This is a genomic window from Pseudomonas sp. MIACH, assembly GCF_001269925.1.
GTDB lineage: Bacteria > Pseudomonadota > Gammaproteobacteria > Pseudomonadales > Pseudomonadaceae > Aquipseudomonas.
On the sequence record NZ_LHVO01000024.1, the window covers coordinates 102,031 to 113,107 of the forward strand.

The following is an 11,077-nucleotide window of genomic DNA, read 5'->3' on the forward strand; positions in this document are numbered from 1 at the left end:
CCGGGGGCGGGTAGCGTCGCTTACTTCACGTACTCAATAGCGGTGATCCACCAACACACCTCGCCTCCCGGGGTCTGCACAATGGCCTCATCGTCGACTTCCTTGCGCAGCAGTGCACGGGCCATCGGTGAGTCGATGGAGATATAGTCCATCCGATCATAAATCTCGTCATAGCCGACGATGCGAAAACGCTTGGTCTCGCCTTGCTCGTTTTCAATATCGACCCATGCGCCGAAAAATACCTTCCCCTCCTGCTCGGGCATGTACTCCACCACACGCATGTCTTCCAGACGCTTGCGCAAGTAACGCACCCGCCGGTCGATTTCGCGCAGCAGCTTCTTGTTGTATTGGTAGTCGGCGTTCTCGCTGCGATCCCCCAAGGAGGCCGCCCACGTCACCTTGCGCGTGGTATCCGGACGCTTTTCGCGCCACAGGTAATCCAGCTCTTTCTTCAGCGCTTCATGACCTTCTTTGGTTATCAGCTTGGTACTCAAACGCATGCATCCCCAGGCAATGTCATAGGTACCGATAGGGCAGGAAATCACATCCTGGCGTCGGTTCGCTGGCATGGATGATAAATGAACCCGAGAAAGTAGCCAGGTCTGTCTAACCGTCCAAAGCCTGATCCAGTTCAAGCAGCACACCGCGCAAGCTCTGTCGCAAGCCTGAGACTTGCGCGGCCATCCCCCTTAGGGCTTCGGTCCGCTGACTGACTGCCAGCGACTGGTCATGAAGCTGAGCGGTGCGGTGCTCCAGATCCCGGTTCTTTTCATCCAACTGCGTTTGCTCCTGCTGCAATCGAGCCTGCCATTGATCAAGCGCCGCTTCCCGCTCCATGGCAGCGAGTTTCTGCTGGGTCAACTCCTGAGCGACACGAGCGAGGTTGGTCAGCGTACTGTCCACTTCGAACAGGGTGCTGTCGTCCATGGATGCCTGAGGCTTCGGCTGCGCCGGGGCGCTTGGCTCATTCAGCGCAACCGGAACCGCCCGCGCAATGGCCACAGGCGCTTCGACTGGCATCGGCCGGGGCTCCTCTACAACAGATTCATGCACGGGAAGTCGAGGAGGCTCGGGTGGATTAGCCTCCCTGGCAGACGAACTCATTTTCGACGAGAAACGAATGGACGGCACAATCAATGAAGCACTTTCGATTGCCGGCATCACCGGAGCAGACATTCCCAGGGTGATCACTTTCATCACCAGCGCCTTCTTGATGATCACCGAGTGATGTTCCTCGGGCCTCGCAGGCGGCAGCTTGCAGCCCTTCAAATCGATGAAGTGGTAGGAAACCTGAGTTTCGGTAACGCCGCCCGTCTTAGTGCCCGCCGCCGCCGAGGTGAGAATTTGCTTGAAGACATGCATCGCCACTTGCAGGTCTTCCTGGGACTCAACCCCCCCGAGAAAATACCGATCGAGTTTTTTGCGCAAGACTGCGACATAAACCCTGGAACTCGCCGGTTCAACCTCTTCATCCAGGCTATAAACCAGGAAGTTGGAAGCGATCTGACCAACAGCAAAGCCACAGAGCAATGCGCCGTTGACCGGAGCATCCTGACCATCGCGTTCAAGAACAAGAGTACGTAGAAGCATCATGATAATCGGGCCTTATTAAAATTCGAAAAGTCTCTATAACCTTCAGACAAACACTCAATATTTAGAGGTTTAAAAAACGAAACAATTGTTTCAGCGATATACCTGGCACGCACGTAGGACTTTTCCTATTAACGCTGATCGGCGTTCCCAAAAACAGCTATTGCTCGTACCCTTTTTAACCTCACCCCCTACACCACATAAAACTAAATGATCGAAGTAATCAACCTGACAAAACACTCGGATAAGAAAAAAATAATCAGTGATTTTTCATTTAGTGCAAACAAACAGGAATGCCTGGGGCTATTCGGAGAAAATCCTACAGTTAAAACAGCACTTCTCGATGTAATAGCGGGCTCGACCGTTCCTTCCGAGGGGCTTATCAAGATTCAGGGTATCAACACTAGAACCCACCCACTTAAAGCAAAAAAACTCATCGGCTACCAACTTCAGAGCGGTGTCAGTCATCCGACGATGTTGGTTAAAGAGTTCCTCGCCTACATCGCAACCATTCGCGGACTCTGCGGCACGGCAATACGCACTCAGGTGGAACAGGCCACCACACGCCTGGAACTGCTGCCAGTCCTCAACACTCCCCTCGACGCGCTCTCCATCGGCTTGAAGCGCAAAGTCGCCATCGCCCAGGCCATTTTGCATACCCCGGCCTTGCTATTACTGGATGAACCGACCGAGGGGCTCGCACCTGATCAAAAACAAAAGCTCAGGACGCTCATCCAGTCGCTGACACAAGAAATGACCGTGATCGTGGCTTCACGCCACTGCGATGAATTGTCCGAACTCTGTACGCGCGCACTGGTTATCGCAGGCGATCGTCTGGTGGCCGATACCCCAATGGCTGATCTACAACGCGACTCCCGACACTTCCAGGCAGTCACCCTCCGTGCAGATGCCCCCTTGGATCTGCTGGCTCTCGCCGTGCTGCCTGGGGTGGCGGGCATTGAAGAGCATCTGCATGCACCCGGTACGGTGACCGTTCTGGCCATGCCGGGGCACACCATCTACCCCCACATCAATACGCTCATTGCCAATCGTCGCTGGAAAATCAACTCGTTGAACGTGGAGCCCGGTCGGTTGAGCGACGTAGTTCACTATCTGAGCCGAGAGGCCCCCCTTTGAAACTGCTGCCCGTCATTTTCAAGCGTCAGCTCAACCACTATGCCCGTACGCCCGGCACCTACCTGAGCATTGCGATTTTTTCAGTACTGTCTGTGGCATTGGGGTTGCACATGAGTCCTTGGCCGGAAGAAGACAGCAGCAACATGCAGATTTTCTTCCAGTTACATCCCTGGCTCTATTTGTTATTGATCTCTGTATTGGCGGCACAACTCTGGTCGGACGAGTCCAACGCCGGCTTTCTCGAACTGATGAAAACATTACCCATCACGACGTTTGAATGGGTTTTTGGCAAATTCTTAGCAGCCTGGGTCGTGGCGGGCATCGGCCTGTTGTTGACCTTCCCGCTGGTCATTACTGCGAACTACTTGGGTGGGGCGGAAAACGGCGTCATTGCCTCACAATTCATGTCGAGCTGGCTGCTGGCAGGCAGTTATTTATCTGTCGGCTTTTTTATTTTCACGTTGGTGCGTCAGCGTAATGCCCTTTTCATACTGACAGTGGGCTTGATGCTCATCATCAGCGGGCTGTCTTACTTGCTCGACGCACTTGAGCATCAGGTTCCCCTCTGGGCGGTAGACAGCCTTGTGTCCCTCAGCCCTTTTTCGAGGTACAGCGCCATCGACAATGGAAAGTTCACGCTTCGTGACACGCTCTACTTCATTAGCATGATCTTAGCCTTTCTCGCCGCGACGACAGTTACTCTCAACTACAAATACAGCTGAGAAGGAAAGCCATCCATGCGACCTGCTCTGCGCACCGGTATGACACTCACTGTCATCTGGTTACTATTCCTGGCGTTCAATTTAGTTTGGGTAGGCAAACTTCCTGATATCCGATGGGACTTTTCACCAGAGAAAACCAATTCCCTATCTCCTCAAGTACGTCAGCTACTCGTGTCACTGCAACACCCTCTGGACTTGTATTACTTCAATGCCAACAACGATCCAAAACGAAGCTACGCCTTGAAACGCTATGGCAAACGCATCGAAGACCGGTTGCTGGAGTACGAAAAGGCCGCGAAGGGCATGATCAACCTGCACCTTGTCGATCCCTTACCTTTTTCAGAAGACGCCTACAAAGCCAGGCTTTTCGGTCTCGACGACCATGAGGGGTTCCTGGGTCTGGTCGGCACCCGAGCCGGCCACAGAGCACAACGCATCGAATCATTCAGCCTGGACCGGGAGACCTTGCTCGAATATGAAATCGGCCATCTGATCTATAAATTGCAGCATCCGGAACGCCCTGTTGTCGGACTGCTTTCGGGGCTGGCCATGGGAGAGTCTGCGAGCCGGTTGCTGAAGGAACTGCAGCGACATTTCAACCTGGTCGATCTGGGAGCGGCCACCCAGCGTGTTCCTGAACAGGTCAAAACGCTCATGGTCGTGCAACCTCAGGCGCTGCCTGAGCAATCACTGTATGAGATTGAACAATTTGTACTGAGGGGCGGTAGATTAATGGTATTTATCGACCCCGTAAGCGAGCAAAAATCGAACCTCACCTCCACCAAAGCCAAAACCAATACCTCCACCGACAGCAATACCCGACTGCCTGAGCTGCTTGCAGCGTGGGGTATACAGATGCCAACGGACAAGTTTCTGATCGACCACCGCTACGCGGCGTCGCAGGTACCAGAGCCTGGGAATCTCAAAGCGCCGTATCCGGGTAGGTTGAACCTGCCTCGGCAGGCAATGAGCACACACGATATCAGCACCTGGAAACTGAATACTGTGACGGTGTCGAGCAGCGGCGTGCTCATTCGCCGCCCAAAAGGTCGCACGACGTTCACCCCTCTTCTGCAAAGCTCTGGGCAATCCGAGTTGCTGGAAACCAACCAGTTGGTCTCAGCAACCGAGTTCGACTCCATGAGCAATGATGCCTCCAATCAAGCGCAAAGCCAGGTGATTGCAGCCCGTATAGAAGGGCCGGCCTATTCGATATTCCCCGACGGCGTTGAAGGGAAGCCAGCAGGTTTGCAAAACGAGGCGCAGATCCATGTGGTGGTGGTTGCCGACACTGATTTACTCACGGATCAAGTCAACAGCTCAGCGGCCGACAGCAACACGCTATTTATCTTGAATACACTGGATAACTTGTCCGCCGACGACGCACTGACCAATATTCGCCCACGCGCGCCGGCGGACAGACCGCCGAATGTGCTGGACCGGATGCGCAATAGCGCCTTACAGGCCTACGGTCAGAAGGCGATTGAATTGGAAAAGCGCCTGCTGCGAACGGAGCAGGAATGGCAAATGTTGAGCCCGACAGCGGTCTCCCTTGGCTCCCAGGCAGTGGACACTTCGACCCAACTGGTGGCTCTCAACAAGGAACGCCTGCGCTTGCCAATGGAATTACATGCACTGAAGGCCGAGGCGTACGCGCAGGTAGATCGCCTGGAGTTCACTATAAAAATGGTCGTGACCTTGGCGATTCCGCTGATGCTATGCCTGGTTGCGTGGTTGGTTTTCCTGGGTAATCGCCGGCGTCGATTGCAAGCGGACGTCGTGCTCCACTGAGCGTTCAGCGCCGGGCAATCAATCCCTGCCTGGCAATGCGGGTCAATTGTCGAATGACTTCCTGCGCGTTATCAGCGCTGGGGGCCTGGATAACTGCCAGATCGAAGCTGTTATTCGCAAAACGAGCGAGAGAATCGCCGTCTTCAACAAACTGAATCAAGAGTGCCGAGGGCCGCCCGCTGCGACGTGGCCAGCCGTCCAGATAACGCAGGAGCGTCGGCTGATGCTTGCCGCCAAGGAGGATTTTTGGATTGCGCTGAGTGAGGTCCGCAGTGATCGGAGCCAGGCGTATCAGGGGGCGTAGTGCATTCATTGTGTCGTGTCTCTGCCTCAAAAGTCTGCGGGCAGGTGAGAGGCAACACCGAACCAGCGCTTTAGCGGTATTTCGAAGTGACCTCCTCAGGGGAGATCAGGCTTCTGTCGGGTCGCATTGAGACCCCGTGGCGCCCCGCAATTAGCTGTTTAAATCGGCGCATGAGCAGCATCCTAGAGAAGCCGGAGGGCCCATGTCAAGAATCCTGAGCAACGAAAAGGCCCGCGCATGGCGGGCCTTTTCAGGGTTTTGCAGAGTCGTCAGTTGGCGATGGCGCGGTCAGCCGACAGCTTGCCAGCACCTTCCAGCAACACCGCCAGGGAGCCGCCCAGCAGGGCCAGTGCGAACTCATAACCGTTGTTGGCCATGAACAGGCCGTTATGGATATGCACCGAGAAGATCGCCACCAGCGAAAGAATGGTCAGACCCAATGCAGCCGGGCGTACCAGCAAACCGATAATCAGCGCCAGGCCGGCAAAAAACTCGGTGCCACCCGACAGCAGCGCCATCAGGGTACCCGGCGCCAGGCCGATGCTTTCCATCCACTGGGCTGTACCCGCCAGGCCATAACCGCCAAACCAGCCGAAGAGTTTTTGCGAACCATGGGCGGCGAAGATGATGCCGACCACAATGCGCAGGATGGTCAGGCCGTAGCCGGCACGGGTGGACAGTAGGCTTTTGATCATTGGGCTCATGGGGTGAATCCTTTTCGAAGTAGGGGTTGGTTGGCCGCTATATTAATCAGTTTAAACAATGATAAAAGCCGAAAAAATGCCTGATTAACATCGAACAAATCGATTACTTCCGTGAGGCGATTTTCGGCGCTGGCGGTTCCAGGGACTCTCGCTCCCGATCGAACGCCAAGTAGTACTTGTTGACGCTATTAACATAGCTGACACCCCCCATTCCCACCTGCTCCATGGCAATGCGCTCCACCTGGAAGAACCATTGGTTGGGATTCAGGCCCCGGCGCTTGGCCTCGGTGCGCATGCCCTGCACCCGCTCCGGCCCCATGTTGTACGCGGCCAATACGAAGGCCATGCGCTCGCGCTCATTGAGCTTGGGGCTGGCGAAGAATTTGCGACGGATCAACGCCAGGTAACGCGCGCCCGCCTGCACATTACTGTCGAGACTCTCGATGTTGTTGACGCCCACCCGCTGCGCCGCCGAGGGGGTGATCTGCATCAGGCCGGTAGGGCCACCGCTGCTGCGCGCACCCGGCTCGAAAGCCGACTCCTTGAACGCCAGCGCCGCGAGGTTCAGCCAGTCCATACCCTGCTCACGGGCGTGTTTTTGTAATACCGGGCGCAGTTTTTCCAGGCGCTGGCGGTCGGCTCGGGCCAGCGGGTTGCGCACCTGGTAGAGGCGTCGATAGATGCGCTGGAATGCCACGTCCTGGTCGGACGGCGTGCGATAGGTCTTGAGAAATCGATCAATACTGGCCCGCAGCATCGAGGCGTCCTGGCGCACAAACCAGTACTCGTCGCCCGGTTCGCTGATTGCCACCTGCTTGTCGAAGCGCAACTTGGGCAGGATCTTCGACCAGCGCTCAGCAATCGGTTTCTCGACAATAGTCAGATGAAAAATACCCGCCTGGACCATCTCCAGCACATCCTCCACCGCCAGGGTCGGGTCAACCCATTCCACCTTGACCGGCGGCTGTTTGTGCAAGGCCAGCTTCTGATTGACCTGGCTGATGGCATCCGCCGCCGCGCTGCCGGTGGTCAGCGCGAGGGTACGTCCGGACAGTTGCTCCAGCTTGGTAAACCGCCGCTCACCCTTCACCCCCACCAGCCATAACGGCACACCGCTGGCGATCGGATCGCTGGTGCTGATCTTGTGCGCAGCCTTCACATCCAGCAATTCACCGGGGGCCACCAGATCGCCCTCACCACGAGCCAGTGCGCCGAGCAGTTGGTCCTTGGCCTTGGGAATGATCTTGAGGTTGATTTCCTGGCCATCACGGGCGTGGCCATTGAGGTATTGCTCGAATGCACGCAGGCGATGGTATTCGACACCGATGGCCTGGCCCTGGACCTCGCCGGAACTGTTACGGCTCTGGTTGACCAATACACGCAGGGTGCGACTCGACCGAATCTCCGCCAGGTCGCGCACCTTGCCGGGCTTGGTCACTTCCAGCGGCCCGTCCAGACGTGCGACCGCCGCCATGGGCAGCAGTAGCGTCAGGCACAACATAAGCAACGCCGAGGGTCGGATCATCCGCTCTCCGGAAAGAATACTGGCCAACGCCCACGCGAAAAACGAAAGGTTGGGGGTCAGAAACAGAGCGCTTTATGCGCTGGCAAAGCGCGCAACGGTGGCACAGCGTCAGCTTCACGGCCAACCACGATGTCACTTGCGACGTTCAAAGACAGCTATAACTCATTGTAGTTCTTAGTTTTTCTTATAAATCTACAGCTCTGATATGCTTTCCGGCCGCAGGCGGAGATAGCACCATGCAACTCATTGATATCGGCGTCAACCTGACCAACCCCAGTTTCGACGAGAAGCACCAGGCCGTTCTCGACCGCGCCTATGCTGCCGGGGTGCAACAATTGGTGCTCACCGGCACCAGCGTCGACGGCAGCGAACAGGCCTTGGAGCTGTGCGTAAACCTCGATGACAGCGGCCAACGCCTGTTCAGCACGGCCGGAATCCACCCCCACTCCGCCAGCGATTGGAACGGCGATAGCGCCAAACGTCTGCGCGGTTTACTCAACGAAAGCCGCGTACGTGCGGTGGGCGAATGCGGCCTGGATTTCAATCGGGATTTCTCTCCGCGCCCGCAACAGGAAAAAGTCCTCGAAGAGCACTTGGCTCTGGCGGTGGAGCTGAAACTGCCGGTGTTTCTCCACGAGCGCGACGCCAACCAGCGCCTGCTGGAGATCCTTAAAGGCTACCGCGACCATCTCACCGCCGCCGTGGTGCATTGCTTCACCGGCGAACAGTCGGCCCTGTTCAGCTACCTCGACCTCGACTTGCACATCGGCATCACCGGCTGGATTTGCGACGAACGCCGTGGGACACATCTGCATCCACTGGTCAGGGAAATTCCCCGTGGTCGTCTGATGCTGGAGAGCGACGCGCCCTACTTGCTGCCACGCACCCTGCGCCCCAAGCCAAAAAACGGCCGCAACGAACCGGCCTACCTGACCGAAGTGCTGCGCGAAGTCGCGCTGCATCGCAACGAAACGGTAGAGGACCTGGCTCGACACAGCACCGCCTGTGCGCGCACGTTTTTTGGGCTGCCTGCGGTGGATTGATGCGGCGCATTGACCCATGTCAAAACCAGCTTCCTGAGTAGCGGCACAATAATGGCACCTTGCCAATGCTGTTTCCGCTATCAGAGAAGACCTTCCATGGGTGCCTGGCTTAGCAATATCTCGCTGAAATACAAATTCTGGGCCGTCAACGCGGTCGCCTTTATCACCACCCTGCTGCTGGTGCTGTACGCCGTGCATCTCGAGCAGCAATCGCGCAGCCATGCGTCCCAGGCCTCGGCACAAGCCCAAGCGCAATTGCTCGGTGCCTGGCCGGCCGACAAAGCCCTGCCCAAGAGCGAGCACTGGCTGACATTTGCCCGCGGCCAAGTCCCACAGCTTGCCGATCAGGATCTGTCAGCCCTGAGCACCACCACGGGTTGGGTCGAACTCAACCACATGCCGCTGTTTGGCGAAAACACACTGATGGGTGCTGAAGTGATCGCCCGCCCTGATGGGCAATACATTGCCGTGCTCGCCCACGCCCCCAGCCTGAGCCAGGTATTCAGCGAACGCTTCGCCAACTATGCCGTGGCGGTGCTGATCCTGATGCTGGCGATGCTCTGTGCGTCGCAACTGCTGATCCGCTTTCTGCTCAGCCAGCTCAACACCCTCAAGGACGTGATGCTGCATGTGGAAAAAACCGGCGACCTGTCGGCCCGTGTGCCATTGGCCTGCAAGGATGAAGTCGGCCAGATGGCCAGTGCCTTCAATGCCATGCAAGCGGGCTACCAGCGGGTGGTCAACACCGTGGCGCTCACCGCAAGACGACTCGACGAAGGCGCTGCTCGTTTGGCCAGCAGCATGAACGAGGTGCAGCACGGCATGCTTGGTCAGCAAAGCGAGACCGACCAGGCCGCCACCGCCATCAACGAAATGACCGCCACCGTCTACCACATCGCCCAACATGCCGGCGCCACCCGCGACTTGTCCCAGACCGCCGACACCCTCGCTGGCAGCGGTCAGGAAGTGGTCACCCGCGTACAACACTCAATCGCCGGCCTGTCTTCTGGCGTGCAACAGACCGCCGAAATGATCCAGAAACTGGCCGAGGACAGCCAGAAAATCAACAGTGTGGTCAGCGTCATCCACAGCATCGCCGAGCAGACCAACCTGCTCGCCCTCAACGCCGCTATCGAAGCCGCCCGTGCCGGGGAAATGGGCCGTGGGTTTGCCGTGGTCGCCGACGAAGTGCGCAACCTGGCCAAACGCGTGCAAAACTCCACCGACGAAATCACCCGCATGGTCGCCGCGTTGCAAGCCGGCACCCGCGACGCGGTGGACTTCATGCAGGAGAGCTCGTTCAAGGCCGACGACTGCGTACAACAAGCCCTGGAAGCCGGCACAGCGCTCGCCGAAATCACCAGCGCCGTGGCGCAGATGCGTGAAAGCAACACCCAGATCGCCGTCGCCGCCGAACAGCAAAGCCATGTAGCCGAAGAAATGAACCGCGCGGTGGTGAGCATCCGTGATGTGACCGAAAACACCGTGCAACAGACGGTGGATTCGGCGACCACCAGCAATGAGCTGGCGACGTTGGCTGGGGAGTTGAGCAAGGCGATTGGGCAACTGAAGCTGTAGGGGTTCTCCACCTGTAATCCGACTCCTACGATCGACTCCCCGTTTACCCAAAGTTTTGGCGAACCCTCCTAGCCGTCCTGGCGAATAGCGCCGACTTCTTTACCTGACGAACCTCTCCAAAGTCTCTCGCCTGATCATTCAGTGCGAGGGACCGCCGATGCACCTACCCGTTAATGCCCTGGTTGTCAGGGCTGCCTCTTGATTCCCGTCATTGCCAGCTTTGTCCTGGCCCCCATGAATGCCAAGGCGCCGGACGTTGAGCGCGTCTTTCGTGACTTGCGCGGTTGCCTGAGTACCTTTGATGAGTGGGCCGAAAGCTTCTGGAGCGTTTCGGCGCTGGAGGTTGAGCAAGTATTCAAGGTGGGGGATGAGGTGGCGCTGGTGGCGCCGGTTTCTTCCAAAGCCCCCAGTAAAACGGTCGCTATGTGCAAAGCCCAGGGCTCGTTGACTCTGGTGCATATGTTCGAAAGCACTCGGTTTGTGCCAATCGGCAATACGCCGGTGATGCTGCAAGCCATTGCCCAGGACGGCAGCCCGCTCGGCGCACCACTGCATCGAACCATCGGCCCCAGCGGCATCCTCGAAATCACCGAGTGTGATCGCAACCAGCCGTACCAAATCACCTTCTATCCCAACGTTTCCAAGGATCACGTCAAGGCGCTGCATGCGTCTTATCAGTCGGT

10 protein-coding genes and 1 pseudogene are annotated in these 11,077 nt (G+C 57.2%); 6 read left to right on the forward strand and 5 right to left on the reverse strand.

Annotated features, from left to right (window positions below; translation table 11 throughout):
- Positions 1-20: 20 nt before the first annotated feature.
- Together greB and AD670_RS09025 are read right to left on the reverse strand one after the other, a co-directional pair.
- Entirely contained in the window at positions 21-494 is a 474-nt protein-coding gene (gene greB / locus AD670_RS09020) for a transcription elongation factor GreB (protein ID WP_053130756.1), read from the reverse strand.
- A gap of 112 nt (positions 495-606) precedes the next feature.
- Positions 607-1,593, reverse strand: a complete 987-nt coding sequence (locus AD670_RS09025; protein WP_053130715.1) for a hypothetical protein — start codon at positions 1,591-1,593, stop codon at positions 607-609.
- A 207-nt stretch (positions 1,594-1,800) separates the two neighbouring features.
- Here AD670_RS09025 and AD670_RS09030 point away from each other — a divergent pair, with 207 nt between their 5' ends.
- From AD670_RS09030 to AD670_RS09040, 3 genes are read left to right on the forward strand one after another with little or no spacing between them, the layout of a single operon-like run.
- On the forward strand, positions 1,801-2,727 hold the full coding sequence (locus AD670_RS09030; RefSeq protein WP_053130718.1) for an ATP-binding cassette domain-containing protein: 927 nt from the start codon (positions 1,801-1,803) through the stop codon (positions 2,725-2,727).
- Positions 2,724-3,449: an ABC transporter permease gene (locus tag AD670_RS09035; RefSeq protein WP_053130721.1), complete on the forward strand. Its 726-nt coding sequence runs from the start codon at positions 2,724-2,726 to the stop codon at positions 3,447-3,449. The genes AD670_RS09030 and AD670_RS09035 overlap by 4 nt, the downstream gene beginning before the upstream one ends.
- A 15-nt stretch (positions 3,450-3,464) precedes the next feature.
- Positions 3,465-5,240 carry a Gldg family protein gene (locus AD670_RS09040; protein ID WP_053130724.1) on the forward strand — a complete coding sequence of 592 codons (1,776 nt, stop codon included), beginning with the start codon at positions 3,465-3,467 and terminating at the stop codon, positions 5,238-5,240.
- Between the two features lie 4 nt (positions 5,241-5,244).
- Here the strand turns inward: AD670_RS09040 and AD670_RS30765 are convergent, their stop codons facing one another.
- The 3 genes from AD670_RS30765 to AD670_RS09055 form a co-directional block, all read right to left on the reverse strand.
- Positions 5,245-5,553: a hypothetical protein gene (locus AD670_RS30765; RefSeq protein WP_082340934.1), complete on the reverse strand. Its 309-nt coding sequence runs from the start codon at positions 5,551-5,553 to the stop codon at positions 5,245-5,247.
- Between the two features lie 260 nt (positions 5,554-5,813).
- Entirely contained in the window at positions 5,814-6,248 is a 435-nt protein-coding gene (locus AD670_RS09050; protein WP_017529401.1) for a DoxX family protein, read from the reverse strand.
- 103 nt (positions 6,249-6,351) lie between these two features.
- Positions 6,352-7,773 carry a transglycosylase SLT domain-containing protein gene (locus AD670_RS09055; protein ID WP_053130730.1) on the reverse strand — a complete coding sequence of 474 codons (1,422 nt, stop codon included), beginning with the start codon at positions 7,771-7,773 and terminating at the stop codon, positions 6,352-6,354.
- A gap of 236 nt (positions 7,774-8,009) precedes the next feature.
- Between AD670_RS09055 and AD670_RS09060 the strand changes: the two genes are divergently transcribed.
- The 3 genes and pseudogenes from AD670_RS09060 to AD670_RS09070 form a co-directional block, all read left to right on the forward strand.
- Complete coding sequence (locus AD670_RS09060) at positions 8,010-8,816, forward strand: TatD family hydrolase (protein WP_053130733.1); 807 nt, start codon at positions 8,010-8,012, stop codon at positions 8,814-8,816.
- 96 nt (positions 8,817-8,912) lie between these two features.
- Positions 8,913-10,394 (forward strand): methyl-accepting chemotaxis protein, encoded by a 1,482-nt coding sequence (locus AD670_RS09065; RefSeq protein WP_053130736.1) that lies wholly within the window; start codon positions 8,913-8,915, stop codon positions 10,392-10,394.
- Between the two features lie 198 nt (positions 10,395-10,592).
- Positions 10,593-11,077, forward strand: a pseudogene (locus AD670_RS09070) (type IV secretion protein Rhs); the annotation flags it as partial.

Coding starts and splice junctions, on each gene's coding strand:
- AD670_RS09025 (WP_053130715.1), bottom strand. CDS start 1,593: ATGATGCTTCTACGTACTCTTGTTCTTGAACGCGATGGTCAGGATGCT.
- AD670_RS09030 (WP_053130718.1), top strand. CDS start 1,801: ATGATCGAAGTAATCAACCTGACAAAACACTCGGATAAGAAAAAAATA.
- AD670_RS09040 (WP_053130724.1), top strand. CDS start 3,465: ATGCGACCTGCTCTGCGCACCGGTATGACACTCACTGTCATCTGGTTA.
- AD670_RS30765 (WP_082340934.1), bottom strand. CDS start 5,553: ATGAATGCACTACGCCCCCTGATACGCCTGGCTCCGATCACTGCGGAC.
- AD670_RS09050 (WP_017529401.1), bottom strand. CDS start 6,248: ATGAGCCCAATGATCAAAAGCCTACTGTCCACCCGTGCCGGCTACGGC.
- AD670_RS09055 (WP_053130730.1), bottom strand. CDS start 7,773: ATGATCCGACCCTCGGCGTTGCTTATGTTGTGCCTGACGCTACTGCTG.
- AD670_RS09060 (WP_053130733.1), top strand. CDS start 8,010: ATGCAACTCATTGATATCGGCGTCAACCTGACCAACCCCAGTTTCGAC.
- AD670_RS09065 (WP_053130736.1), top strand. CDS start 8,913: ATGGGTGCCTGGCTTAGCAATATCTCGCTGAAATACAAATTCTGGGCC.